Origin of the sequence: Sphingosinicella flava (assembly GCF_016025255.1) — a bacterium.
Lineage (GTDB): Bacteria > Pseudomonadota > Alphaproteobacteria > Sphingomonadales > Sphingomonadaceae > Allosphingosinicella > Allosphingosinicella flava.
Window position 1 is genome coordinate 229122 of the sequence record NZ_CP065592.1, and the last position, 26679, is coordinate 255800.

The 26679-nt window shown below is 65.3% G+C and carries 25 protein-coding genes; 13 read left to right on the plus strand and 12 right to left on the minus strand.

The features are described from left to right. Window positions 1-1783: hypothetical protein (locus IC614_RS01195; RefSeq protein WP_200971938.1), on the plus strand; the 1783-nt coding region annotated here is incomplete at its 5' end. Between the two features lie 149 nt (window positions 1784-1932). Continuing rightward, entirely contained in the window at window positions 1933-4680 is a 2748-nt protein-coding gene (locus IC614_RS01200; RefSeq protein ID WP_200971939.1) for a hypothetical protein, read from the plus strand. Between the two features lie 10 nt (window positions 4681-4690). On the opposite strand, the gene IC614_RS01205 is transcribed toward IC614_RS01200, so the two are convergent. Then, a complete protein-coding gene (locus IC614_RS01205) occupies window positions 4691-5866 on the minus strand; it encodes a penicillin-binding protein activator (RefSeq protein WP_200971940.1) in 1176 nt (391 codons plus the stop codon). 15 nt (window positions 5867-5881) lie between these two features. On the opposite strand from IC614_RS01205, the gene rsmI reads away from it, so the two are divergent. The 7 genes from rsmI (at window position 5882) to IC614_RS01240 (ending at window position 10032) form a co-directional block, all read left to right on the plus strand. Continuing rightward, window positions 5882-6712, plus strand: a complete 831-nt coding sequence (gene rsmI / locus IC614_RS01210; RefSeq protein WP_200971941.1) for a 16S rRNA (cytidine(1402)-2'-O)-methyltransferase — start codon at window positions 5882-5884, stop codon at window positions 6710-6712. After that, window positions 6709-7059 (plus strand): YraN family protein, encoded by a 351-nt coding sequence (locus tag IC614_RS01215; RefSeq protein WP_200971942.1) that lies wholly within the window; start codon window positions 6709-6711, stop codon window positions 7057-7059. The genes rsmI and IC614_RS01215 overlap by 4 nt, the downstream gene beginning before the upstream one ends. Window positions 7060-7114: 55 nt before the next feature. Continuing rightward, entirely contained in the window at window positions 7115-8062 is a 948-nt protein-coding gene (gene gshB / locus IC614_RS01220; RefSeq protein WP_200971943.1) for a glutathione synthase, read from the plus strand. Further along, window positions 8059-8682: a DedA family protein gene (locus IC614_RS01225; protein WP_200971944.1), complete on the plus strand. Its 624-nt coding sequence runs from the start codon at window positions 8059-8061 to the stop codon at window positions 8680-8682. The genes gshB and IC614_RS01225 overlap by 4 nt, the downstream gene beginning before the upstream one ends. A gap of 141 nt (window positions 8683-8823) precedes the next feature. Beyond that, entirely contained in the window at window positions 8824-9291 is a 468-nt protein-coding gene (locus IC614_RS01230) for a hypothetical protein (RefSeq protein ID WP_200971945.1), read from the plus strand. Then, window positions 9279-9686, plus strand: a complete 408-nt coding sequence (locus tag IC614_RS01235; RefSeq protein ID WP_200971946.1) for a hypothetical protein — start codon at window positions 9279-9281, stop codon at window positions 9684-9686. Before IC614_RS01230 ends, IC614_RS01235 begins: the two co-directional genes overlap by 13 nt. Beyond that, window positions 9634-10032: a hypothetical protein gene (locus IC614_RS01240; protein WP_200971947.1), complete on the plus strand. Its 399-nt coding sequence runs from the start codon at window positions 9634-9636 to the stop codon at window positions 10030-10032. The genes IC614_RS01235 and IC614_RS01240 overlap by 53 nt, the downstream gene beginning before the upstream one ends. On the opposite strand, the gene IC614_RS01245 is transcribed toward IC614_RS01240, so the two are convergent. The 7 genes from IC614_RS01245 to IC614_RS01275 form a co-directional block, all read right to left on the minus strand. Further along, a complete protein-coding gene (locus IC614_RS01245) occupies window positions 10033-10956 on the minus strand; it encodes a tyrosine recombinase XerC (protein WP_200971948.1) in 924 nt (307 codons plus the stop codon). Beyond that, the gene (locus IC614_RS01250) at window positions 10941-11501 is read right to left on the minus strand and encodes a DUF484 family protein (RefSeq protein ID WP_200971949.1); all 561 of its coding nucleotides are present in this window, start codon (window positions 11499-11501) and stop codon (window positions 10941-10943) included. Before IC614_RS01250 ends, IC614_RS01245 begins: the two co-directional genes overlap by 16 nt. A 54-nt stretch (window positions 11502-11555) precedes the next feature. Next, the gene (locus tag IC614_RS01255) at window positions 11556-11858 is read right to left on the minus strand and encodes a TFIIB-type zinc ribbon-containing protein (RefSeq protein ID WP_200971950.1); all 303 of its coding nucleotides are present in this window, start codon (window positions 11856-11858) and stop codon (window positions 11556-11558) included. A gap of 120 nt (window positions 11859-11978) precedes the next feature. Continuing rightward, window positions 11979-12302, minus strand: a complete 324-nt coding sequence (locus IC614_RS01260; RefSeq protein WP_200971951.1) for a hypothetical protein — start codon at window positions 12300-12302, stop codon at window positions 11979-11981. A gap of 57 nt (window positions 12303-12359) precedes the next feature. Beyond that, window positions 12360-12815 (minus strand): vgr related protein, encoded by a 456-nt coding sequence (locus IC614_RS01265; protein WP_200971952.1) that lies wholly within the window; start codon window positions 12813-12815, stop codon window positions 12360-12362. Continuing rightward, complete coding sequence (locus tag IC614_RS01270; RefSeq protein WP_200971953.1) at window positions 12812-13315, minus strand: copper chaperone PCu(A)C; 504 nt, start codon at window positions 13313-13315, stop codon at window positions 12812-12814. Before IC614_RS01270 ends, IC614_RS01265 begins: the two co-directional genes overlap by 4 nt. 10 nt (window positions 13316-13325) lie before the next feature. Further along, window positions 13326-13751, minus strand: coding sequence for a copper chaperone PCu(A)C (locus IC614_RS01275; RefSeq protein ID WP_200971954.1), 426 nt, complete (start codon window positions 13749-13751; stop codon window positions 13326-13328). Between the two features lie 152 nt (window positions 13752-13903). On the opposite strand from IC614_RS01275, the gene dnaK reads away from it, so the two are divergent. Both dnaK and dnaJ read left to right on the plus strand, forming a co-directional pair. After that, a complete protein-coding gene (gene dnaK, locus IC614_RS01280; protein WP_200971955.1) occupies window positions 13904-15829 on the plus strand; it encodes a molecular chaperone DnaK in 1926 nt (641 codons plus the stop codon). Between the two features lie 77 nt (window positions 15830-15906). Beyond that, the gene (dnaJ, locus tag IC614_RS01285) at window positions 15907-17025 is read left to right on the plus strand and encodes a molecular chaperone DnaJ (protein ID WP_200971956.1); all 1119 of its coding nucleotides are present in this window, start codon (window positions 15907-15909) and stop codon (window positions 17023-17025) included. 138 nt (window positions 17026-17163) lie between these two features. Here dnaJ and IC614_RS01290 read toward each other — a convergent pair whose 3' ends face one another. Genes IC614_RS01290 through purB form a run of 3 tightly spaced genes read right to left on the minus strand, consistent with a single transcriptional unit; the run spans window position 17164 to window position 21647 of the window. Beyond that, on the minus strand, window positions 17164-19767 hold the full coding sequence (locus IC614_RS01290; protein ID WP_207791159.1) for an HWE histidine kinase domain-containing protein: 2604 nt from the start codon (window positions 19765-19767) through the stop codon (window positions 17164-17166). Between the two features lie 5 nt (window positions 19768-19772). Continuing rightward, on the minus strand, window positions 19773-20333 hold the full coding sequence (locus IC614_RS01295; protein ID WP_226372682.1) for a biliverdin-producing heme oxygenase: 561 nt from the start codon (window positions 20331-20333) through the stop codon (window positions 19773-19775). Next, the gene (gene purB / locus IC614_RS01300) at window positions 20334-21647 is read right to left on the minus strand and encodes an adenylosuccinate lyase (RefSeq protein ID WP_200971958.1); all 1314 of its coding nucleotides are present in this window, start codon (window positions 21645-21647) and stop codon (window positions 20334-20336) included. 150 nt (window positions 21648-21797) lie between these two features. Here purB and IC614_RS01305 point away from each other — a divergent pair, with 150 nt between their 5' ends. Beyond that, window positions 21798-22280, plus strand: a complete 483-nt coding sequence (locus IC614_RS01305; protein ID WP_200971959.1) for an EF-hand domain-containing protein — start codon at window positions 21798-21800, stop codon at window positions 22278-22280. Window positions 22281-22335: 55 nt separating this feature from the next. Here the strand turns inward: IC614_RS01305 and radC are convergent, their stop codons facing one another. Continuing rightward, a complete protein-coding gene (gene radC, locus IC614_RS01310) occupies window positions 22336-23019 on the minus strand; it encodes a RadC family protein (RefSeq protein ID WP_200971960.1) in 684 nt (227 codons plus the stop codon). A 518-nt stretch (window positions 23020-23537) separates the two neighbouring features. Here radC and IC614_RS01315 point away from each other — a divergent pair. Further along, complete coding sequence (locus tag IC614_RS01315; protein WP_200971961.1) at window positions 23538-26669, plus strand: intermembrane phospholipid transport protein YdbH family protein; 3132 nt, start codon at window positions 23538-23540, stop codon at window positions 26667-26669. The last annotated feature ends 10 nt before the right edge of the window (window positions 26670-26679 follow it).

The window sequence follows — 26679 nt, forward strand, 5'->3', positions numbered from 1 at the left end:
GGGCCGGGCCGATACAGCCTTGACCCAGGCGGGAGCCGCCCAAAGCGCTGCCGCTGCCGCTCAAAGCACCGCGAATACCGCGCAGTCGACGGCCGTCGCCGCACAGACCGCGGCCAGCACGGCGCAGACAACAGCGACGGCGGCTCAAACAGCGGCCACGGCGGCGCAGGGCACGGCTGACACGGCTTTGGGCCGGGCCGATACAGCCTTGACCCAGGCGGGAGCCGCCCAAAGCGCTGCCGCTGCCGCTCAAAGCACCGCGAATACCGCGCAGTCGACGGCCGTCGCCGCACAGACCGCGGCCAGCACGGCCCAGACAACAGCGACGGCGGCTCAAACAGCGGCCACGGCGGCGCAAGGCACGGCTGACACGGCTTTGGGCCGGGCGGATACAGCCTTGACCCAAGCGGGGGCGGCGCGAACGATTGCCGACAATGCGCAAACGACCGCGAATGCGGCAATCGATGAGGCGCGTGTCGCGCGCACGGCCGCTGAGGGTGTGCAGGGTATTGCCCAAACCGCCCTCGCGCGCGCCGATGCCGCCAATCAAACGGCAGGCACTGCCTTGGATGAGGCGCGCAGCGCGCGAGCAACGGCTGACGGTATTCAAGGCATTGCCCAAACCGCGGTGACGCGCGCCGACGCCGCCAATCAAGCGGCAAATGATGCATTACAGACCGCGAGCAGTGCCGAAACCGAAGCCTTGGCCGCGCGCGCCGAGGCGACAACCGCGCAAGCGCGGGCTGATGCGGCACACGCATTAGCGGAGCAAATCGGCACCAATATATATGCGACGCGTGAAACTGCGGAGGCCGCGCGCGTCAATGCGCAAAATGCCCAATTGACCGCCAATGAAGCCTCTGCCCGCGCCACCGCGGCAGAACAAAACGCCGCGCTTGCCCGGACGGTCGCGGACAGCGCATCGGCCAATGCAGCTGCCGCCCAGCAAACGGCCGATCGCGCAATCGCCAGAACCGCTTACATGTCGGTCAATGGCACCGGTGAAGGCCCAATCGCCACGGGTAGGAATTCCATCGCCATGGGCGGGCAAAGCGTTGCCAGCAGCGCGAATTCTATCGCCATCGGCCAAGGCGCGGTCGCGGAAAATGGCGCGGCGGTTTCCATCGGCTTTGGCAATCGCGCGTCCGGCGCGGGCGCTGTCGCGATCGGCGATCCCAACATCGCGACAGGGCGCGGCGCGGTCGCACTTGGCGCGGACAACACCGCGACCGGGAATGGCGCGATCGCGATCGGCGCGGACAGCTTCGCCAACGGCAATTCGGCGATCGCCCTTGGCCTTGGCGCGCGCGCCAATGGAGTGGGCAGCATCGCCATCGGTGAAGGCGCGGCGGCGAGCAGGCCAGGCCAAATCGTGCTTGGCGGCATAAACGCGACCTACACGCTGCCAGGCTTGGGCTCGGCGGCCAGCCGGGCCGCCCAGTCGGGTCCGATCGGCTATGTCACGGCGGATGCAAACGGCAATTTGTCGGTCAGTGCGCTCGGCCCGAACCTGGACGCGGTGTATGATCAGCTTTGGGTTGATCGCAGGGATGCGCGAGTCGGAATCGCGACCGCCATTGCCATCGGCACCGCGCCGATGCCGTCGGCGGAAGGGCGCACCTCCTATGTCCTGAACGGCGCGATGTTCCGGGGGGAGCAGGCGATCGGCGGCGCATTGGCCCACCGCCTGCCTTTCCGCGAGCCGATCGCGGTGACGGCCGGGTTCGCTTATGGCGGCCATCGCAACAACAGCGTGCGCGTGGGGATCGCCGGCGAATTCTGACCTGATCCCAGCCCGGTAGTGCAGCCGCGGGGAGACGTTCGCGCGGGTTCAATCTTCCGATTGAGCCCGCTCCCCTGCCCTGATACGTGCCAGCGAAACCGCTTGAGGGCGGCTTCGGGGAAGCCGCGGCGGGGAAATCAGGGGGATTTATGCCGGGTATTCATCGTCATTCTCGTCGCGCGTTCCTGCGCTCCGCCGCGCCCTTGGCTTTCGCCAGCGCCTTCGCGATTTGGCCTTCGGGCGCGCAGGCGCAGCTCGTTTGCGAAACGGGCTTGGGAACGGCGACGGGAACGGACGCCTTGGCTTGCGGCACGCGAAGCGTTGCGAACGGCGTCAACGCTGCTGCGGTCGGTTCGGGCACCATCGCTAGGGGCGAAAATGCGTCCTCCTTCGGTGCGGTTGCCGAGGCCAGAGGGCTGAATACGACAGCCTTGGGCGCATATAGCTATGCCGGCGCCGAAGCGGCGACAGCGTTCGGCGTGCTCAGCAACGCCTGGGGGCAATATAGCACGGCGGCCGGTTTCTTGAGCACCACCAACGGCAATTTTTCCGCGGCGTTCGGATCGGGGGCCAGCACCAACGACAATTACGGCCTTGCGCTTGGCTATACGGCCCAAAGCTCAGGATTATCCAGCATCGCCAGCGGTTCATACGCCCAAGCGTCCGGCGATTATACCACCAGCATCGGCGGCTGGATCGATTTGGACATCGACGGGATGATCGACGGCAACGAACTGACCCTGGCTCAAGGGCTGGGGGCGACCGCGCTCGGCGCGAATGCGCGGTCCCTGTCGGGATCGACGGCCATCGGCTTTCAAAGCAGCGCAAGCTCTCTCGCCACCGCGCTGGGAAATGGCACCGTTGCCTTTGGAGGAAGCACGGCCATCGGCGATCGGACCCTGGCGACCGGTCAAGGAAGCACGGCGATCGGCTTTCGCAGCCAAGCGGAAGGGGCGGGCGGCATCGCCATCGGCGGCTGGGTCGACCTGAACCGCGATGGCGTTATTCAGGCGGCGGAAACCACGAGGGCCAGCGACGGAGACACCATCGCCATCGGGACCAGAGCCCAATCGACCGGATTGCAATCCCTGTCCCTTGGCTATGCCAGCCAGGCGTCTGGCACGGCGGCCGCAGCCTTCGGCAGTGCCAGCGCGGCGACAGGGTTTCAAAGCGCCGCCTTTGGCTACAGTGCGCAAGCCAGTGCCGCCGACGCGATCGCCATTGGCTCTTATTCGGTGGCGAGCCAGGCCAATACTGTGTCCTTCGGCAGGGTTGGCGCGGAACGGCGGGTTGTGAATATCGCCGCCGGCACCGTCGCGGCGGGCAGCACCGATGCGGTGAACGGCGATCAGCTCTACGTGACCGGCCAGGCCGCCGCCGCGGCGCAAGCGTCCGCCGCCGCCGCTCAGACGACGGCGGACACGGCGCGAACGGAAGCAGCAGGAGCCCAGCAGAGCGCAAATGCCGCGCAGGCGACGGCCGATACCGCCCGGCAGGAGGCCGCGGCGGCGGCGCAGGGCGCGAGCACGGCGCAGACGATGGCGAACACGGCGCGGCAGGAAGCCGCCGCCGCTCAGCAGGGCGCGAACACTGCCCAAGCCACGGCTGACACCGCTCGCCAGGAAGCGGCGGCAGCAGCCCAAGGTGCCAACGGGGCCCAGGCGACGGCGAATACGGCGCGTCAGGAAGCCGCCGCCGCCGTCCAAGGCGCCAGCGCGGCGCAGGCGACAGCGAACACCGCCATCGCCCGCGCCGATGCCGCCCAGACCACGGCGACGACCGCCCTCCAGACCGCCAACAACGCGGCGGCGGACGCGGCGACGGCACGGGCCGAAGCGAGCCAGGCGCAAGCCCGGGCCGATGCAGCCCATACCTTGGCGAGCCAAGTGGCGGCCAGCGGCACGGTGACACGCGAAGTCGCGGACATGGCCCTCGCGAACGCCGCGACGGCCCAAGCGGCGGCAGACGCGGCAGCTGCGGAGGCGGCCGCGGCCGAGCAGAATGCCACGATTGCCCGCTCCATCGCCGATAATGCGGCAAGCAATGCGACAGCGGCGCGGGCGACGGCGGACCGTGCGCTTGCGAAGACGGCCTATATGGAGGTCAAGGGCAACGGCGCGGGGCCGAATGCCAGCGGTGCCAACGCGATCGCAATGGGCGGGAACAGCGTGGCGAGCGGCGACAGCTCAGTGGCGATCGGCCAGGGCGCGGTCGCGGAGAATGGCGCGGCGGTGTCGATCGGCATGGGCAATCGCGCGTCAGGCGCGGGCGCGGTCGCGATCGGCGACCCCAATGTCGCGACCGGGCGCGGCGCGGTCGCGATCGGCGCGGACAACACCGCCACCGGCATTGGCGCCATCGCCCTTGGCGCGGACAGTGTCGCGAACGGCAATTCGGCGATTGCCCTCGGCAGCGGCGCGCGCGCGAACGGCGCGGGCAGCGTAGCCATCGGGGATGGCGCGCTGGCGAGCCGCCCTGGGCAGATCGTGCTGGGCGGCGGAAGCGCGACCTACACGCTGCCGGGCCTTGGATCGGCAGCAAGCCGGGCGGCACAGACGGGCGCGGTCGGCTACGTCACGGCAGATGCCAACGGCAATTTGGCGATCAGCGACATCGGGCCGGATCTTGGCCTCATCGACGACCGGATGGAACGTGACCGCCGCGATGCCCGCCAGGGTATCGCGACCGCGATCGCCATGGGCACGGCGCCGATGCCGTCGGCGGAAGGGCGCACCTCCTATGTGCTGAACGGCGCGGCGTTCAGGGGCGAGCAGGCCATAGGCGGCGCCCTGGCGCACCGTCTGCCGTTCCGCGAGCCGATCGCCGTAACCGCCGGTTTCGCTTATGGCGGCAATCGCAACAATTCGGTGCGCGTCGGAGTGGCCGGGGAATTTTGAGAGGCGACCTTTAGTCCCCAAATCCCTTCGGCGCGGGCGATACGCTCGCTGTGCCGCTCGCGTTCACTTCCTGCACCGACAGCATGCGCTCCGCTGTGCCGTCGCGGGTGAAGCGGAATGCTCCGTCGACGCCGGTGAAGCCTTCGGTCGACAGGAGGTCGCGCGCGGGGAAGGGACGGCCGAGGCGCCAGTCGCTCGCGATGCGGACGGCGAGCAGCACGGCGTCGTAGCCGAGGCTGCCGAGCCGGTAAGGCGTCTTGCCGTAACGGGCGCGGTAGCGGGTCGCGAATTGGGTGAAGAGCGTATCGGCAGGCGCCGCGAACCAGGCGCCGCGCAGGGCGGCCGTCTTGTAAAGGTCGCGGTCGGTGGACCAGAGTTCGGTGCCGAGGATACGGGCATTCTTCGAGGGCCCCGCCTTGATCTGCGGCGCCGCGGCGACGGCGATGCGACCGCCGTCGGCGATCAGCACCGCGTCGTAATTGCCCTGGCCGTTGAGCGTTCGGATGGCGGCGCGAAGCGAGGCGGGGGTGCGGTTGAAATTCTGCATGGCGACAAGGCGGCCGCCCGATGCCTTTACGGCGTCGATCATCGCCTGGCCGGCACGCTGGCCGTAGACGCCGTCCGGCACGATGGCGGCGAAGCGCTGCACGCCCCGTTCGCGGGCGAAGGACACGACGCGGCGGACGGATTGGGTCGGCGTGAAGCCCATCACGTAGACGCCGTCTCCCGCGACGCCGGCATCATTGGAAAAGGAAATGACCGGAACGCCGACGGCTCGCGCGATCGGCGCCACGGCGCGCACATCTTCCGACAGTAAGGGACCGAGGATCAGGCCATTGCCTTCCGCCAGCGCCTGATTGGCGGCAAGCGCCGCGCCCTTGCCGGTATCGTAGACAGTGATCCGGATGCGTTCCCCGCCCGTATCGAGCAAGGCGAGGTTGGCGGCGTTGGCAATCGAGGTGCCGACGCCCGCATTCTCGCCGGTCAGCGGCACCAGCACGGCGACGCGATTGCGGGTTTCTTCGGCCGGAAGGCGCGGGCCTTCCTCCGTTCTTGGCGGCGGCACCGGGCCGCGCGGTTCCTTCGGCACAACCTGGCAGGCGGCGAGCGCGAGGGTGATCAAACCGGCGCCTGCGCCTTTCAGGAAAGAGCGGCGTGCTTGCGGATTGCGGGACTGGTCTGCCATGACGCACCTTATCTTATGAACGCGAACCTTGCCCCAGGCCTTTATATCGTGGCGACTCCAATCGGCAATCTTTCCGATTTGAGCCCGCACGCCGCCGACGTGCTTTCGAAGGCCGACATGATCGCGGTCGAGGACAGCCGGGTGACGGCGAAGCTGCTCGCCCATATCGGCGTGCGGAAATCGATGACGCCCTATCACGATCACAATGCCGACAAGGTGCGGCCGGACCTCATCGCCCGAATGGCGGGGGAGGCGGTGGCCCTAGTTTCGGATGCCGGAACGCCGCTCATCTCCGATCCCGGCTTCAAGCTGGTCCGCGACGCGCGGGCGGCGGGGCGGGCGGTGCATACGGTGGCGGGTCCGTGCGCGGCGATCGCGGCGCTGACGCTGGCGGGCCTTCCGACCGACCGGTTTCTGTTCATGGGCTTTCTTCCCGCCAAAGCGGGCGCCCGGGCCTCCGCCCTTGCCGAAATCGCGGCAGTTCGCGCGACGCTTGTCTTTTACGAAAGCGGGCCGCGCCTGCACGCCGCCCTTGCCGCGATGGCGGAGGGGCTGGGCGACCGCGAGGCCGCCGTGTCGCGAGAGATTTCGAAGAAGTTCGAGGAGACGGTGACCGGCACTTTGTCCGAGCTCGCCGCCCGCTACGCCGATGCGCCGCCGAAGGGGGAGATCGTGGTGGTGGTTGGTCCGCCTGGTGAACCGGAAGCAGCGAGCGAAGCCGATCTTGATGCGGCGCTAAAGGGTGCCTTGGAACGGCTATCCGTGTCGCGCGCAGCGGCGGAGGTGTCCAAGGCGCTCGGCCTCCCCAGACGGGACGTCTACGAACGGGCGCTCCAGCTCAAATGAACCGGCGGGATGCGGAGAGGCAAGGGCGGCGGGCGGAAAGCCTCGCCGCGCTCTGGCTGCGTCTCAAGGGCTGGCGGGTGATCGCGCGGCGGGTGAAGACGCCGGTGGGGGAGATCGACCTTGTCGTCCGGCGCGGGCGGATGGTCGCTTTCGTCGAGGTGAAGGCGCGCAGAAGCGTGGATGGCGCCGGACTGGCCCTCGACCGGCACCGGCTGAAGCGGGTTGCGGCTGCAGCAGAAGCGGTGGCGCCCCGGTACGTGAAACCGGGCCAAGACATGCGGATCGACGCCCTGTTCGTCGTGCCAAGACGTCTGCCGCGCCACCTTCCGAACGTCTGGCATGGGTGACAAAGCGGCTCCCTATGCGTAGAGGCCGGCGACCGCTTGTTTAGGATTTGCCCGCATGACCCTCCGCGTCGCCGTTCAGATGGACCCGCTGGAAAGCATCAATATCGCCGGGGATTCCACCTTCGCGATCATGCTGGATGCACAGGCGCGGGGGCATAAGCTCTTCCACTATGAAGCGGGTGACCTCAGCTATCGGGACGGGCGGGTGACGGCGCCCGCGCGGCGGGTGACGGTGCAGAGGGTCGAGGGCGATCATTTCACGGCCGGAGAGGCGGAGACGCTTGATTTGGCCGAGGATGTCGATGTCGTCCTGATGCGGCAGGATCCGCCCTTCGACCTCGCCTATATCACGGCGACGCATCTGCTGGAGCGCATCCAGCATAAGACATTGGTGGTGAACGATCCCGCGTCCGTCCGGAACGCGCCGGAAAAGCTCTTCGTGCTCGATTATGCGCGCTTCATGCCGCCGACGCTCGTGACGCGGCGGCTGGAGGAGGCGCGCGCCTTTCATGCCGAGCATGGAGAGGTGGTCGTGAAGCCGCTTTACGGCAATGCGGGGTCGGCGGTCTTCCATGTCGGGCGGAACGACGCGAATCTCGCGGCGCTGACGGAGCTGTTCGGCCAGGTGTGGCGCGAGCCTTTCATGGTGCAGGCTTTCCTGCCCGACGTGTCGAGGGGCGACAAGCGCATCGTGCTGGTGGACGGCAAGCCGACCGGCGCGATCAACCGCCTGCCACGCGAGGGCGAAATCAGGTCGAACCTCGCGGCGGGGGGACGGGCGGAGGCGACCGACCTGACCCCACGTGAACAGGAAATTTGCGACGCGCTGGGCCCGGAACTCGCCCGGCGCGGGCTGCTCTTCGTCGGCATCGACGTGATCGCGGGCTATCTCACCGAGATCAACGTGACCTCGCCGACCGGCATCGTCGCCATCGACCGCTTCAACGGCACCGACACGCCCGCGCTCATCTGGGACGCGATCGAGGCAAGGGTAAAGGCATGAGCGAGTGGGTCATCCGCCTGATCGAGCAATCGGGCTATCTCGGCGTCGGCTTCCTGATGTTCCTGGAAACCGTCTTTCCGCCCATTCCATCGGAGGTCATCATGCCGATCGCGGGGGTCGCGGCGGTGGACGGGCCGATGACCTTAGGGGGCGTGATCGCGAGCGGGACGACCGGCGCGATGCTGGGCAATGTCTTCTGGTATCTCGTCGCCCGCGTGATCGGCGTGGAGCGATTTCGTCCCTTCATCGAGCGGCATGGCCGCTGGCTGACGCTCGACTGGTATGACGTGATCAAGGCCGAAAAATTGTTCGGCCGCTTCGGATCGATCATCGTCGGCATCGGACGGTTGCTGCCCACTGTCCGCTCGGTCGTGTCGATCCCCGCCGGTCTCCTCCGCATGCGGCTGAAAACCTTCCTCTTCTGGTCAAGCGTCGGCACTGCGGGCTGGAGTTCGGCATTAGCTATCGCGGGTTACGTGCTTGGCCGCCAATTCGGCGAGATCGAAACGATATTGGGCCCGCTATCGATAGCGGTCATGGGCAGCATCGTCCTTGCTTATATCTGGCGCCAGCTGACCTGGCGGAAGCGTCATCCGGCCGATGAAGAGGCGCAAGACTGACTCCATTCCGGACCTTCCCGACATGAAGCGATGACGGAAGGCGTCCGATCGGCGATCTAAGCCATTCTATCCATAGTGGATATTTAAGAAGTTGTTCATGCCGCCCTGGCTTCCTCGCTTACACAAGCAGGAGGAGGATGCATGGCTTCCAATCTTCATAAAAGCGCGGCGGCGTTGATCGCGGCAATTTCGATTGCCGCCCCGGCACAGGCTGAAAACGTCACTTTTTCAGCCGCGCTCGTCAACAGCTGCGTGCTGTCCCTAAGCGTGCCCGGCACCCTGGCGGCGACGAGCGACGGCACGACGATGACGTCCGAAACAGGCGGCGGCCTTCCCGCCACTATGACTTTGGTCGCGGTCGGCGCTGCGCCGACAGTGAATTTCGCGGCGCCGAGTCTGTCCGGACCCTCGGCTTCGACGAGCGGCGCGACGACGCAGATCCGCTACACATCCTTGCAGGGCGCGAACCAAGCCTACACGTCCGGGACGTCGAGCCGGGCGGCCGGGGCGCTGCTCGACACCTTCACCGTTCATAGCCGCGTGACGAACAATGCGGGCTTTACCACTGGCACCTATACGGTGACGACGGTGGTGACATGCCAGCAGTGAAATGCGGGTGGATGCTCGCCGCTTTAATGGCGGCCGCCGCACCCGCTTTTGCAGTGGGAATGGGCCCGCTCGCTAAAAGCGGCCTTACTGACGGGCCGCGCAAGGCCTTTTACCTCACCGTCATAAATCCTTATCCGGCGGCGGCATCGTTCAAAGCCTATGCGGTCGGCGTCGACGATGAAGAGGTCCAATCGCGCGTGCGCATCCTACCCGAAGCGACGATCCGCATCGGCGCGAAGCAGAATAGGCGCATCCTGGTCGTCGCCGACGATCTGGAGCCCGGTGAGACGTTCGCCTTCCGGGTCTGCGCGGCGAAGGCAGAAATGGTGGAAGGAATGGTTCATGCGCGCGTTTGTTCGAAACTGTCTGCGCGCCGCATCGCTCCTCGCGCTTAGCGGCGGGGCGAGCGCTACGGCCGAGCAGATTTACATACCGCTCGCCCCCAACGGGCCGGGCGGCGAGGATTCGATCGAGACGTCGAGCGGGACGCGCTGCCGCCAGAGCATCAACAGCAACGGCACCTATCTGGACGCCGGCGTCGCGGGTACGGCGGCCAAGCCAATGCCGGATGCGGGACGCAATTACTTCACCGATACGCGCGACCAGCAGGCCATGGCCTATGTCAGGGTGACGGTGCCGATCGGGAAACGGCCGAAGCGGATCGATTGCTCCAGCATTTACGAGCTGGAAATCCAGCGTCTGCAGCGCGAGGTCGAATTGCTGAAGATGGCGGCGGAATAGCTAAGCCCTGGGATGGGCGTTGCGGTAGACGTCCATGAGATGCGCGGCATCAACCGCCGTGTAGATTTGCGTCGACGACAAGCTCGCATGGCCGAGCAATTCCTGGAGCGAGCGCAGGTCCGCGCCCCGGCCTAGCAAATGCGTCGCGAAGCTGTGACGCAAGGCGTGCGGCGTCGTACGGTCCGACAGGCCGAGACGGGTTCGGGCGGCACGAACGGCGCGGCGGACGATCTCGCCGCGCAAGGGGCCGCCGCGCGCGCCGCGAAACAAGGGCTGATCCTGCACGATCCGATAGGGGCAGAGGCGAAGATAATCCTCCATCGCCGCGCGGACGGGTGGGAGGAGGGGGACGATGCGGGTCTTGTTCCGCTTGCCGGTGACGGTCAACGTCTCGCCCAAGGGAAGGGCGCAGCCGGTCAGGCCAAGCGCTTCGGCGACGCGGAGGCCTGAGCCGTAGAGAAGGAGGAGGACGGCCAGATTGCGCGCGCCGATCCATTCCTCCGATCCTTCCTCCGCCGCTTCTTCCGCAAGGGCGACCGCTTCGTCGGGGGACACCGGGCGGGGAACGCTGCGCTGCTTCTTCGGCCCCTTGATCCGGGGAAGCGCGGCGGGGATGCCTTGTTGCTCCGCGACGAAGTTCAGGAAGCCGCGCACGGCGGAAAGCTCGCGTGCGGCCGATGCATTTCCGAGACCTGCCATGCGGCGATGGCCGAGAAAGGCGCGCAGATCGGATGCCTGAAGGCTGGCAAGCGCGGCGGTGTCCACTTCTTGCCCGAGATGAGCGCCGAGGAAGGCGATCAGCCGATGGGCGGTCGCGACATAGGCGCGAACCGTATGCTCGGAGCGGCGGCGATCCTGGGAGAGATGGTCGTGCCAGCGCATGGCGAGAGCGCTGGCGGGATGGTCCGTCAGGGCAGCAGCCATCGGCCCATCGCGCGGGTGAGGACTTGTCCGAGGAAGACAAGCAGTTCGGACCCGTGCCGGGTCTCGAACGCCTGGCTTGCGCGTTGGCCGAGCGCGAGCAGGCCGCGGGGCAATGGCGGTTCCCCCTGCAGGGGAATGAGGGCTTCGGCGCGGACGAGCTCGCAGGCCGGGCCGAACAGGGGATGGCCGCGCTCGACGCCGCGCAACAGCACGCCGTCGAAACCCGATATGCTGTGTTCGATGACGCGCGGATCGACGAATTGCAGGCCGGACGCGTCGGCGCGCATGCCCTTGCCGCCCGCGAACAGGGCGAGCGCGACGGCGTCGAGGCCCAATATGTGCGGCCATTCCTGCGTCACGATATGGATGAGGTGATCGAAGCCCTCCGCCTCGATCGCGGCGAGGACGGCGGCGTGGATCGAGGAGACGGCGCCCGAATGGCCGCGCGCGAAGGCGATGAGATCCTGATTGGCCTCCTCCGCCGCCGCGACGCGCGCCTGAAGCGCCGCCACCGCCCGATCCTCGAAACTGATCACCGTTCCCATTTCGCCAATGTAACCCTTAGATGGTTAACAAGCGATGGGGAAAATGACAGCCTATCAGTCGAACAATTCTTCGAGGAAGGACTTGCGCCGTTTCTTGTAATGGCCGTGATGGCCCTGGTGGCCGTGCCCGTAACCGTAGGGCTGCTGGTAGCTCGGCGCGGGTTGCGGTTGATGCTGAGCGGGCGCAGCGGGGGCCGTATTCTCCTGGCTGCGCTCGATGATCTTGTCGAGCTCGCCCCGGTCGAGCCAGACGCCCCGGCATTGCGGGCAATAATCGATTTCGACGCCCTGACGTTCGCTCATCACGAGCGGCACCTGGCAGACGGGGCAGGGCATTCCAACGGCGGGATTGGGCATGAAAGGGGCTCCTTGGTTCAAGACATCGAAAAGCGGTCCGACATCACAGCCGCGAGGCTGCCAGAGGGGCCCGGCCCGCATACCAGAAATGGCCGACGGCGGCGCGGCTTTCAAGCCTCTTTAAAAAGGCTTGGTCAGGGTGATGAGTGCCCGCTTGCTGACCTGGCCGTTGGGGAATTCGGCCTGTTCGGCATGGACCTTCGCCGACACGCCGCCGCCGATACCGGCCTCTGCGCGGACCGGCTTGTCCCGGAACTCCGCTTCCATCGACAGGTAATGCGTGCGGTCGGGCGCGGCGCGTCGACCGCAGACCACGATTTCGCCAGCCGCCGCCGTCTTGCAATCGCCGCGGCGTGCGGGAACGGATTTGAGGTCGAACCCGGCCGCGCCCGGCGGCCCGATGGCGGCCGACGCCTGCAGGATCATGAGGATGGTCAATGACATGCCGTTCTCCGCCGGGGCGAGCCTTGTCCTCCCCGATTGCGGCGATCGCAAGGCGGATCAGAACGGCAGGATGCTTTCCAGCGCATCGATTGGCAGTGCACCCGCCACGGCGGCGCCCCGCCGGAGAAGGAAGACATGGCGGACGATTTCGGCCTGCTGCTCCAGCCCATAGCGTTGGAGCGGCCAGCCCGGGCGGTAGCGATACCGGTAGCGGCAAAAGGGGTGACGCATCAAGGGAAGGTAATAACGGCCGCGCCGCTGCGTCTGCCAGACATGGGTCATTTCGTGAATGAACAGGCCCTGGCCGGCAAGAGACGCAACGCTATAATCCTCCCGCCATAAGCTGCTGTCCGGGTGGAAATGGATGTGCCCGCATGGCGCCATCACCGTCTCGCGCGGCTGAAAGGGAAACCATTTGCGGCGCCGGATCGTGACCCGTCGATAATCGATCGCATCGCCAAAGATCGAACAGGCGAGGGCGATTTCCCCGGGGGTGAGCGGGCGGGTCGTCAATGGCCGCCAGCGCTGCCCGCCACAGTCTGCGCAATCGCCTCCATGCGCAGCGAATCGCCGTCGGCGAATTCGAGCGTCAGCGGGACGCTGTCTCCCGCTTTCAGCGCGGGATCGAGATCGAAGAGCATGATATGGAGGCCGCCCGATGCCAGCGTGGTCGTCGCGCCGGCGGGGAGGGGCAAGTTCTCGAGCTTCGCCATCCGCATCATGCCGCCCTCCATCTTGCTTTCATGGATTTCGGCGCGCTTGGCCTTGCTGGAGGAAACCGAGGCGAGGATGCGCGCCTCGCCCTCGTTGCGCAGGGTGAAATAGGCGGCGCCGGGGCGGCCGGCGACAGCGGGCAGGCGAACGAAGGCATTGGAAATGCCGATGCCCCCGCTCTGCGCAATCACCGCCGCCTCGTTGCCGCCGGCGGCGGCATTGCCCTGCGCATTCGGCGCGTCGCACCCCGCAAGCATGAGCAAGAGGGCGGCGGACGTCGGTACAAAAAGGCGGCGCATGATCGGATCCTCAATCGCGATAGGGTGGCGGCTCATTAGCGCCGACGAGGCGTGCGGAAAAGGTGGTGACGGCCCTCGGCCCCGTTCCGCTGTCCTCGACGAGGCGCAGCTCCAAAGCGGCGCCGGGCCGAAGCTCGGGCGAGAGGCCGTCGATCGCGAAATGCGGGCCACCCGGAAGGAAGCGGCCTTTCTCTCCGCTGCTGAGCGGCAAGACAGCAATCGCGCGGCCCTCTCCATCCAGCATCCTGGCGGCATCGAAGGGGCCTTCCAGGCCCAGCACCCTCGTGCCGCCGCTTTCCGCCGTGACGTCGAAATAAGCGGCGCCTGGCGCGCCGGGTGCGGGCGGGAGACGGATCCAGGCCTTTTGCACATCGGTGTTCCAGGAGCAGGCGCTGGCGAGAGAAGCGAGCGCGAGAATGAAGAACCGGCGTTTCATCTTTTCATTTCCTCCCATTTCCCCCGTGCATCTTTAGCGACGGCGGCATCCTTGCAGCAAATAAAACCGCTCCTATATCGCTCCCGCAACAGGTTCGCATGCCTCGTTTCTTGGGTGCGGACGCGAACATTATTGAGGGGCTTTAGAAGGTTATGGCAAAAGTAATCGGTATCGACCTCGGCACCACCAACAGCTGCGTTGCCGTGATGGAAGGCGGCAAGCCGAAAGTCATCGAAAACACGGAAGGGACTCGCACCACGCCGTCCATCGTCGCGTTTACCAAGGACGGCGAACGGCTGATCGGTGAACCCGCTAAGCGCCAGGCGGTGACCAATCCCGATAATACTATTTTCGCGGTGAAGCGCCTCATCGGCCGCCGCTTCGACGATCCGGTGACCAAGAAGGACACGGAGCTCGTCCCCTATCATATCGTGAAGGGTCCGAATGGAGACGCCTGGGTTCAGGCGGGCGGACAGGATTACAGCCCCAGCCAGATTTCGGCCTTCATCCTCCAGAAGATGAAGGAAACCGCCGAGGCCTATCTCGGCGAGACGGTGACGCAGGCCGTCATCACGGTTCCCGCTTACTTCAACGACGCGCAGCGCCAGGCGACGAAGGACGCCGGGCAGATCGCCGGCCTTGAGGTTCTGCGCATCATCAACGAGCCGACGGCCGCGGCGCTCGCCTACGGCCTCGACAAGGAACACAACAAGACGATCGCGGTCTACGATCTTGGTGGCGGCACGTTCGACGTGTCGATCCTCGAGATTGGCGACGGCGTATTCGAGGTGAAGTCGACCAACGGCGACACCTTCCTTGGCGGCGAGGATTTCGACAACAAAATCGTCGAATATCTCGCAAATCAATTTAAGAAAAAGGAAGGCGTTGACCTTCGCTCCAACCGCCTGACGCTGCAGCGTTTGAAAAAGGCCGCTGAGGAAGCCAAGATTGAATTGTCTTCCGCGCAGACGACCGAGGTCAATCTTCCTTTTATCACTGCTCGTATGGATAATGGGGAATCGACCCCGCTTCACCTCGTTGAGACGATTACTCGTGCCGATTTGGATCGTTTGGTTGACGATCTTGTTAAGCGCACGATCGAGCCGATGAAGAAGGCGCTCGCCGATGCGGGCCTCAAGGCCGATCAGGTGGACGAAGTCGTCCTCGTCGGCGGCATGACCCGCATGCCCAAGGTCCGCGAAGCCGTGAAGAATTTCTTTGGCAAGGAGCCACACACTGGCGTCAATCCGGACGAAGTCGTGGCTATTGGCGCCGCCATCCAGGCGGGCGTGCTGCAGGGCGACGTGAAGGACGTGTTGCTTCTCGACGTCACGCCGCTGTCGCTCGGCCTTGAAACCAAGGGCGGGATTATGACCAGGATGATTGACCGCAACACGACGATCCCGACTAAGAAGAGCCAGGTCTTTTCGACTGCGGATGATAACCAGAGTGCGGTGACGATCCGCGTCTTCCAGGGCGAGCGCGAAATGGCAACTGACAACAAGCTGCTCGGCCAGTTCGATTTGGTTGGCATTCCACCAGCCCCTATGGGCGTGCCGCAAATCGAGGTTACTTTTGACATCGACGCTAACGGCATTGTCAGCGTCAGCGCCAAGGACAAGGGCACGGGCAAGGAACAGCAGATCCGCATCCAGGCTTCGGGCGGCCTTAGCGACGACGACATCGAGAAGATGGTAAAGGATGCCGAGCAGTTCGCGGAAGACGACAAGAAGCGCCGTGAAGCGGCAGAAGCCAAGAACAATGCTGAAAGCCTCATCCACACGACCGAGAAGCAGCTCGAAGAGCATGGCGACAAGGTGGACGCGAGCCTGAAGTCCGAGATCGAGGCCGCGGTGGCGGAAGCCAAGAGCGCGGTCGAGAGCGGCGATGCCGACGCGATGACCGAAAAATCGCAGGCGCTGGCGCAGGTTGCGATGAAGCTTGGCCAGACCATTTACGAGAAGGAGCAGGCCTCGGCCGCTTCGCCGGAAGCCGGTGCCGCCACGGGCAGCGAAGCGGGTGGCGAAGAGGTCGTCGACGCCGAATTCTCCGAAGTGGACGAAGACAACAAGGCCTAAGCAAATGACGCGGCCCCTGTCCGATCTGATCCTGGTCAGACTTGGGCGGGGGCCGTATGCTTATGTGCGGGGGCTGTATGCTTGATACCGATTATTACGAACTGCTCCAGGTCGAACGCAATGCGGACGAGAAGACGATCAAGTCCGCATACCGCCGCATCGCCATGGAATGCCACCCGGACCGCAATCCGGGCTGCAAGGTGTCCGAGGAGAAGTTCAAGGCCGTCAGCCAGGCCTATGATTGCCTGAAGGATCCGCAGAAGCGCGCGGCTTACGACCGTTTCGGACATGCCGCCTTCCGGCAGGGCGGCGCGGGTGCGGCGCAGGATTTCGGCTCCTTCTCTGATATTTTCGAGAATATCTTCGGCGAATTCATGGGCGGCGCGCGCGGACAGCAGCGCAGCAGCGCCTTGCGCGGGTCAGACCTGCGCTATGACCTCGAGATCACGCTTGAGGATGCTTATCACGGCAAGGATGTGAAGCTCGACATCGAGACGACGGCCTCGTGCGCGCCGTGCGGCGGATCGGGCGCGAAGCCCGGCACGGCGGCGCGGACCTGCACCTATTGCGAAGGACGCGGCCAGGTACGGGCGCAGCAGGGTTTCTTCGTGGTCGAGCGCGTCTGCCCGACCTGCCGGGGCTCCGGCCAGGTGATCGCCGATCCCTGCGCGAGTTGCCGTGGCGAAGGCCGTGCCGAAACCCGCAAGGCGTTGGAAGTGCGGATCCCCGCCGGGGTCGACGAAGGCACGCGCATCCGCCTGTCCGGCGAGGGGGAGGCGGGCTCACGCGGCGGCCCTCCCGGCGACCTCTATATCTTCATTCATATCGCCCGGCACGCGCTCTTCCAGCGCGAGGGCACGACTTTGTTCGCGCGTTGCCCGATCAGCTTCACCACTGCGGCGCTCGGAGGCTGCATCGAGGTGCCCGGCCTCGATCGCACCAGGCATGAGATCAAGATCCCGGCGGGCATCCAGTCGGGCAAGCAATTAAAGCAGCGCGGGGCGGGCATGCCCATTCTCAACGGACGCGGCACAGGCGACATGGTGATCGAGGTGCAGGTCGAAACGCCGACCAAGCTGTCGCCCAAGCAAAAGGAATTGCTGGAGGAATTCCGCAAGACCGAAACGGGTGACGAATGCCCGGCTTCGTCCGGCTTCTTTTCCAAGATCAAGTCGATGTGGGGCGATTTGACTTAAGGAGAGAAGTTGCAGTGCGCTTCGGCCAAAGCCGGAATCTCATTACGGAAAAGCGCCTCTTCGGCCTGAGACCCCAGCTTCCGCTGGGGTGACGTTCAAGCGCAGGGGACATTCAAACGCCGGGATGATGCTCCGGCACTACTTGGCCGCTTCCGTTTCGGTCTCCGCCGATGCCATAGCGGCATTGCCGATCAGGATCGGCATCGCGCGGGCGACGTTCTTCAGCGTATAAGGCTTTTGCAGGACGACCCGCGCCTTGTGGTCTGGGGGAAGTTGGGCCTGTTCGCCGTAACCGGTGGCGAAAAGGAAAGGAATGCCTTTTTCCGACAGGCGGTTGGCGATCGGGAAGCTGGTCTGGTCGCCAAGATTGATGTCGAGCATGGCGACATCCGGGCGGGCTTCTTCGATCAGCGCAAGGGCAACGCCGACGGAGGCCGCGGTCACCACTTCTTTCGCGCCAAGGCGTTTCAGGATGTCTTCGGCATCCAGAGCGATGATGAGGCTGTCCTCCACCAGCAGGACGCATTGGCCGCGAAGAACATTGGATATGCTTTCCACAACCAGATCGCCGCCATGGGTCTGCGGGAAATCGATGCGGCGGACGCTTTCCGTCGCCGCCTTCGAAACGTGGCGTGCCGGGATGCGGAACACCGCTTCGACGCCGCTCGGCTTGTAATCCATGCGCGCCGTACCGCCCAAATCGTAAGGCACCGAACGGTCGATGATGGTTGATCCGAAACCCTTGCGCGTGGGCTCCTTGACGCGCGGACCGCCTTCTTCGCGCCAGCTGATCGCCAGATCGCCAGCGTCTTCCATCCACCATTCGACGACGACTCGGCCACTGTCGGACAGGCTGCCATATTTGGCGCTGTTGGTGACCAGTTCGTGCACGACGAGCGCCATGGTCGAATAAGCCTGGGGATTGAGAAGGACGACCGGCCCGGTCGCGGTGATGCGGTCTGCGTGGTCGGTGAGGAAGGCCGCGGCCTCCGCGTCGATGATGTTCTGGAAAGGCGCCGGTCCCCAATGATCCTCGGTGATCTGGTTGTGCGCACGGGCGAGCGCGTGGATGCGCCCGTCGACCAGCTTCACGAAGTCGGAGATGGAATCGCTGCTCGTCTGCGACTGGCGGATGAGGCCGCGAATGACGCCCAAAATGTTGCGGACGCGGTGGTTCAGTTCCGCGATCAGCAATTCCTGCCTTTCGCTCGCTTGCTGCCGTTCGCTACTCGCCTCGTCGGACAGGCGCAGCACGACCTCGATCAAGGTCGCGCGCAGCGTTTCGGCGACGCGCATTTCGGACGGCGTGAAAGGCCTGGACCGGCCCTGGACCAGTTCCTTCCATTCTTCGAAGCTCTCGCGCGGCGTGAGGCGCGGTCCGTTCGGGCCATATTCCACCGGCTTGTGCGGATCGCCCGCCCAGCGGACGGATCGCACGATTTCGCGGCGGAACAGCACGACATAATCGCGCGGCGTGCGGGAAATGGGAATGACCAGCATTCCCGCCGCCGCGTTGGCGAAACGCTCGGCGCCGGGCACGATGGAGGCGATGCAGTCGGTCGCGAAAATCTTGCCCGCCGCGGTGCCGTTCAACGCCTTGACGATGCGCGCGAATTCGTCCGTCCGGGGGGTGACGCCGGAGAAAGCGTAATTGCCGTTGATCCAGACCCCGACCCCATCCGCCGGAATGGCGTTGGTCAGGATGTCGCTCAACCAATCGGGATCGTTGAGCAGAGTCTCGTCTGACGCGACCGCGCCGAGGAGCTGGTCGGAAATATCCCGCGCGCGGCGTTCGAATTCCACCGTCTGCTGCCGCTCCCGGCTTTCAAGCCGCATCGCGAACATTTGCGCGAACAGTTCGCAGACCGAACGCCGCTCGAACGTGATCTGGCGCGGCGAATAATGATGGCAGGCGAACAGGCCCCAGAGCTTCCCCTCGACCATGATGGAGATCGACATGGACGCCGCGACGCCCATATTCTTCAGATATTCGATGTGAATGGGCGAGACCGAGCGCAGGGTCGACAAGGACAGGTCGAGCGGGCGGCCCGCTTCATCCCGCTCCGGCACGATGCGCACCGGCTGCGCATTCACGTCGGCGATCACGCGCAGCAGGTTGCGGCGATAAAGCTCGCGCGCCTGGGCCGGAATGTCGCTCGCCGGATAATGGAGGCCGAGGAACGAGCCGATGGCCGATTTCGCGGCTTCCGCGACCACCTCTCCCGAACCGTCGGGCGCGAAACGATAGACCATGACGCGATCATAGCCCGTCAAGGCGCGCACCTGCCGGGCGCCTTCGCTGAAAAAGGCGCTGATCGTATCGGCCTGATCCAGCCGGGCGATCATCGAACGCACGATGCCGGTTGCGTCGCCATGCTCGTCCGACGCGGGCTCGGCTTCGATGACGATCTGGCCGCTGGACATGTGCAGCGCGACGTCGAACTTGTCTCCGCTCTTCGTCAGGGCACAATCGAAGATGCGCTCGACGCTGTCCCCGCTCCGCAGCATGGCGAGGCGGTTGCGCAAATTGTGCAGCGCGGCAGGCGTGAAGAAATCGGCAAGGGGACGGCCGATCAGTTCCGTGGCCCCGGCGCCCAGATAGTCGATGGCGTTTTCCGATGCGCGCAGGATCAACCAGTCGTTCGAAAGGGCAAGGAGGAAACCGATCGGCTGGATCGCGCCCGGAATGTGTATCGGTTCGCGATCACAATTGGAAAGATTGACGGGATCGGGGGGACTCATCGCATTCATACATTCTCCAACACGCGCTTACCTGCGCGTTCGAAGCTCTCAAAAACCTGCCGGGCAGCCCCCGCCGCCGCATCGACAAGAGCGGGTTCGTAAAGAAAAACATCCAGCATTTCCAGCAGCTTTCGCCAAGCGCCCGGCTGCTGCGGCGCGCCCAGGAAGCGGGTCGGCAGATGCGCGGGCACCTGTCGCTTCAGCACCGATCCCCCCAGCCGCGAGCCTTCGAGGACATAAAGGGCACCGAGAAGCGCGGCCTTCCCCTCTTTATCGTCGAGCCGGAGAGCGCCGGCATCGTCCCAATCCCACCCCTCGGGATGACGGCCGAGATCGGATAAATCCGCGAGGATAAAGCTCCCCCGCTTCCGCTCCGCCCAATCCGGAACGATCCGTTCGATTCCCGCGTCATCTAGCGCGGCTTCGATTGGAACATGCGCCTCGGCCTGCGCGGCCAGAAAGGCGCTATAGCCTTCCAGCGTCGAGAGGTCGAAAGCCGAGAACAAGGCGTCCACCCGCTCATGGCATGCGGCCGTAGCCGCTCGCAGCGCCTGACGGGCTCCCATTCAGTCTCCGAAAATGCGCGCGAAGATCGTATCCACATGCTTATAATGATAATCGAGGTCGAAACGTTCCTCGATGTCGTGAATCGACAGCAAAGCGGTCACTTCCGGGTCCGCTTTCAGCAAGTCCAGCAGAGACAATCGGCCGTCCGATTCCCACACCTTCATCGCGTTGCGTTGGACGAGGCGGTAGCTGTCCTCGCGGATCGCGCCGGCTTGCGTGAGGGCGAGGAGAACCCGCTGCGAATGGACAAGGCCGCCCATGCGATCGAGATTCTTCCGCATCCGCTCCGGATAGACGACGAGCTTGTCCATCACGCCGGTCAGGCGGGCGAGGGCGAAATCGAGCGTTATCGTCGCGTCCGGGCCGATATAGCGCTCGACGGATGAGTGGCTGATGTCGCGTTCGTGCCAGAGGGCGACGTTTTCCAGCGCGGGCGTCACATAGCCGCGCACCATGCGGGCAAGGCCGGTCAAATTCTCGGTCAGCACCGGATTGCGCTTGTGCGGCATGGCCGACGAACCCTTCTGGCCGGGCGAGAAATATTCTTCCGCCTCCAGCACTTCGGTACGTTGAAGGTGGCGGATTTCGGTGGCGAGGCGCTCGATCGACGAGGCGATAACGCCCAGGGTCGCGAAGAACATGGCGTGCCGGTCGCGCGGAATGACCTGGGTGGAGACCGGCTCGACGGACAAGCCCATCTTGTCGGCGACATGCGCCTCGACGCTGGGATCGATATTGGCGAAGGTGCCGACGGCCCCTGAAATGGCGCAGGTCGCGATGTCGGCGCGGGCGGCGATTAGGCGGGCGCGGTTGCGGCTGAATTCGGCATAGGCCTGCGCGAGCTTCAGGCCGAACGTGACCGGTTCGGCATGGATGCCGTGGCTGCGGCCGATGGTCGGCGTGAATTTGTGCTCGTAAGCCCGGCGCTTGAGAACCGCGAGCAGTTCGTCGAGGTCCGCGATCAACAGGTCGGCGGCGCGCGTCAGCTGCACGGCAAGGCAGGTGTCGAGCATGTCGGAGCTGGTCATGCCCTGGTGCAGGAACCGCGCCTCCGGCCCGACCTGTTCGGCGACCCAGGTGAGGAAGGCGATGACGTCATGCTTCACCACCGCCTCGATCTCGTCGATGCGAGCGATGTCGATGGCCGGGTTCGTCGCCCACCAATCCCATACCGCCTTCGTCGCGCTCTCCGGCACCACGCCCAGTTCCGCCATCGCATCCAGGGCATGCGCCTCGATTTCGAACCAGATGCGGAAACGGCTTTCCGGTTCCCAGATGCCGGTCATCTGGGCACGCGCGTAACGAGGGATCATGGGCTCTTGTCCTGAAGTGGAGGCGTTGGCGGGCGGGTAGCAAAGTCGGGCCGCGCCTTCAATCCGACGAAGCGGGGATCGGGCGGCTTGCTGGAACGTTTGGGGGTTGAACATGGTGCCGCGCCGGAGCGGCTCCGACTGGAGAGACCGATGCTCCGCCTTCTTCTGTCCGCCGGTGCGGTGCTGATCGCCCTTCCTCTCTCAGCCCAAGTCCCGGCGGACCCGCAGACTGACGAAACCCTGCCCGCCGCCGCGCAGGGTGAGCAGACGAACGTGGGCGAGCCGATATCGCCAGACAGTCCCGACATGCGGCGTCGGGCGCAAAGCATCGCGTCGCCCGCGCGGATCATGGCGGAGCGGCTCAGCATGGGCGGGCCGCTCAACATCGAGACGAATTGGGGCCGCTTCGACACGGACGGCGACGACAGCCTCAGCCCGCTCGAATTCGGCCTGTGGGTCATGGAAGCCAGCGGCAAGGATATGGGCGCAGCGGTCGAAAAAGAGTTGCGCGGACGCTCGCCGGGCAATGCCGCGGTCGGCCTGCTGAACGAAACGTCCGCCGCGCTCGTCCAGGTCGATGCGAATGGCGACTGGCGGATATCGCGCGAAGAGCTCGCCTTGATCGCCGAGTAATGGGTTCCTCGGCATCCTGAAGGCGGCCGCGCTGGAGCGGCCGCCTTCTTTTTGTCTACATCAGGCCCATGGCGCGCAGGCTGCTATGGCCGCGGGCGCCGATGATGACATGATCGTGGACCGCAATGCCGAGAGGCTTGGCCGCATCGACGATCTGGCGGGTCAGCGCGATGTCCTGGCTGCTCGGACTCGGGTCGCCGCTCGGATGATTGTGGACGATGATGAAAGCGGTGGCATGATAGTCGAGCGCGTGGCGGATCACCTCGCGGACATGGACGGCCGCTTCGTCCACGGACCCTTCCGAAAGAAGCTCGTCGCGGATCAGCATATTCTTGCCGTTGAGATAGAGGATGCGGACGCGCTCGATCGGCTGATGCGCCATGTCGGCGTGAAGATAATCGAGCAGAGCCTGCCAGCTGCCCAGCACCGGCCGATCCCGCACGGCCGATTTGAGAAGGCGAAGCGCGGAAGCCTGCGCGATCTTGATCGCCGCGGCGGCGCCCTCCGAAACGTCGCCCACGCGCATGATCGCCTCCGCATCGGCGGTCATCAGGCCGCCATAGCCGCCAAAGGCATGGATCAGCCTCTTCGCCAGAGGCTTGGTGTCGCGGCGGGGCAGGGCGAGGGCCAGCAGATATTCGACCAGCTCATGATCGAGCAATGCCTCCGGCCCGCCCGCGAACAAGCGCGCCCGAAGCCGCGCACGATGACCGGTGCCGTCGGTGGGGTCGTCCGCCATGAGACGGATGTAAGGCGGGAAGGGGGGCCAAGTAAATCGCCTTGTGGAAAAGCGTTTGGAACCGGCCTCGACCATCGTCCGCTTCTTCCAGTGTCTGCCTTGTCATCACGAGGCAGTCGCCGTGTTCTAGCTTCCAATCTTTAGGCTTCTGCCTTCGCCTACTGTTCGACCTCTTGGGACAGCCCTTCTTTTGGCCAGGATGGGCATATCCTTATAAGGAATGTCTTATTAGGGGCCTTATAAGAGTGATCTTGCTTTGCTTCTTGGGGGATTGTCGTGGTTTCTCATTATGTTCGCTACCTTTTAATTCCTTAATTCCTTAATTCTCCTCCTTTCTCATTCCTGTGAGGAGGTATGAAAGGCCTGCGGCATTGCGGAGGGCTTTTCTGCGATGGGTGCCCACGCAAAGTGACGGTTGCGGAACGGAGCGCGATGGTGAAGGTTATGCCGGTGGTTCCAAGTGAACCGGGTGCAGCTTCATTCAATCAGACAAGGCGCCAGTGGACGAGGATAGGGGAGTGAGACGGCGGCGCCTGCCGCGCAAGCGGGTGATCGCGGGCGTCGCCGCCCTGTTGATCCTTGTCATGCTCGCCATCGTCTGGAGCCAGCGCGTCGATATCGCGACCGGTTTCATCGACCGCGAACTGACCCGGCGGGGCGTGAAGGCAAGCTATACCATCCGCCGCATCGGCTTTCGCACCCAGCAGCTTGAAAATCTCGTCATCGGCGATCCGCGCAATCCGGACCTCACGGCTCGTTTCGTCGAAGTGAAGCTGCCGCTCGTCAGCCTGCTCGATCCGAGTGTCGAGAAGATCACCGCGCGCGGCGTGCGGCTGCGCGCAAGGGTCGAAGGCGGCAAGCTGCGGCTGGGCGAGCTCGACAAATTGATGCCGCCGCCGAGCGGCAAGCCCTTCGCCTTGCCCGACCTCAACGTCGATCTCGCGGACACCAGCGTGTCCTTGAGCACGCCGGTGGGCGGCTTCGGCCTCGCGCTTGAGGGGCAAGGCAATCTGTCGAACGGTTTCCGAGGCCGGGTGGCGGCGCTCGCACGCCTTGTCGATCTCGGCAATTGTACGGTCGTGGCGCCCGCCGCCTATTTGAACGTCGCCATCGACAAGCGCCATCCGGTGGTCGACGGCCCCTTGAGCGCCGGGCGCTTCACCTGCGGGCAGGCGCTGGAGGTCACTGCGCCGACCCTGTTCCTCGACGCCAATTTCCCGGAGGACGTGCGCGAATGGAATGGCGGCGCGCGCATCGCGGCGGCATCGGTCCGCTCGGGCATCAACCAGCTGAGCGCGGTCAGCGGCCGGATCTCATTCGACGGAAAGCCGGAGGAGACCAAAGGACGCCTCGACATTGCAAGCCAGCGCATCCGCATCGCGGACTTTGCGGGCCGGCGGCTCGGCCTTGGCGGGCGTTATGCTTTCTCGATGACCGAAGGGCGCCTTTCGCTGGTCGGCAACGGTAGCGCGCGCGACATCGCGGCGGCAGAGACATTGCTCGGTCCCATCGTCGACGCGTTGGGTTCGGCGGGGGGCACCCCTGTCGAGCCGATCGGCGACGCGCTGGCCGCCGCCTTTCGCCGCGCGGGCAGTGATTTCGATGCGCGGGCAACGGTGCGGCTGGTCAATGGGCCGCAGGGCGGCGCGGTGCGGTTCGACACGATGGATGCCGAAAGCCCGAGCGGCGCGCGTCTCGGCATCGCGGGCGGTGACGGCGTCACTTATTACTGGCCGCAGGGCGTTATGCGCCTCGACGGTGAGATCGCTTTGTTCGGCGGCGGATTCCCGGCGATGCGCCTTAGCCTCGATCAGCCGCGCGCCGGCGCGCCGATCCGGGGTCGCGCGCGGATCGCGCCGATGCGGACGGGCAAGGCGCGCCTCGCGCTCGGCGACATCGCCTTCACGGCCGGAGAGGGGGGCATGACCCGCTTCCGCACGGTGGCGGCGATGAGTGGACCGATCGATGACGGCTTCGTCACCAATCTCGTCATGCCCGTCACCGGCCGCTTCGGCGGCGGCGGTTTCGCGATCAACGAAAATTGCGTCACGGCGGCGTTCGATTCGATCCGTTACTCCAGCCTGACGCTGGGCCGGGCGCGCCTGCCCGTCTGCCCGAATGGCCGCGCCTTGGTATCGAAGGCGCCGGGCGGATCGATCCAGGGCGGCGTCCAGATTCGCAGCCCGCGCCTCATCGGGCGCCTCGGCGGCTCGCCGCTCGATCTCGTGGCGGACGACCTGCGCTTCGGCCTCGCGAACAAGGATTTCTCCGGCACGGACGTGGTGATCCTGCTCGGCGAGGGCGGCTATGTGAACCGCCTCGCGCTTGAGCGGCTTGCCGGGCGCATCACCGATGCGGGCGTTACCGGCACGTTCGAAGGGGCGGACGGCAAGATCGCGCAAGTGCCGATCCTCGTCAGCAAGGGCGCGGGCCGGTGGAGCGTCGTGAACGGCCGCCTGACCGTCGACGGCGGCATTACCGTTGCCGACGACAATCCCGAGCCGCGCTTCTATCCGCTGATCGGCCGTGATTTCCATTTGACGCTCGAGGGAGACAGGATCGATGCGACCGCCTCGCTCTTCGACCCGGAAAGCAACGTCCACATCACGAACGCGACCATCGCCCACAATCTCGACAGCGGGCGCGGCACTGCGGCGCTGGACGTGCCCGGCATCCGCTTCCGGCTGGACGGCTACCAGCCCGAGGATTTGACGCGCCTGACCCTCGGCGTCGTTGCGCTTGTGGACGGCACGCTGAAAGGGCGCGGCGACATACGCTGGGGCCCGGAAGGCACGACCAGCGACGGCACCTTCTCGCTGGAGGACATGGATCTCGCGGCGAGCTTCGGCCCAGTTCAGGGCCTCAACACGACGATGCGCTTCACCGACCTGCTCGGCCTCGTCACCGCGCCGTCGCAGCTCGCGACCGTTGAGCGCATCCAGGCGGGCATCGACGTGTTCGACGGACGCATCCGCTACCAGGTGCTGCCCGATCTGCGCGTGAAGGTCGAAGAAGGCCGCTGGCCCTTCGCGGGCGGCGAGCTGATCCTGGAGGAAACGATCCTCGATTTCAGCCAACCGAGCGAGAAGCGCCTGACCTTCCGCATCGTCGGCATGGACGCCGCCGCCTTCGTCCAGCAGATGGAATTTTCGAACATCTCCGCCACCGGCACGCTCGATGGGGTGCTGCCGATGATCTTCGACGAGAGCGGCGGCCGGATCGTCGGCGGGCGGCTGGAGGCGCGACCGGGCGGCGGCACCTTGTCCTATGTCGGCGAACTGTCGGACAAGAATCTCGGCACCTGGGGCATCGTCGCCTTCAATGCGCTCAAATCGCTGCGCTATTCGAAACTCATCATCCAGCTGGATGGTTCTCTCGCGGGCGAATTCACCTCGCGGATCGAGCTGGACAGCATCAGCCGCGCGGTCGAAAATTCCAATGGCGGCATCGTGGGCGCCGTGCTGGCGCAATTCGCCAAGGTGCCGATCGATTTCAACATCAACATCAAGGGCCCGTTCCGGTCGATCATCGCGATGACGCGGTCCTTCGACGATCCATCCGACCTCATATTGCCGGTGCTGCCGGAAAATCTGGAGGTCGTCCCCACGACAACCGACGTTCAGCGAGAAGAAAGCGAGACTGTGCAATGAAGACGGCGAT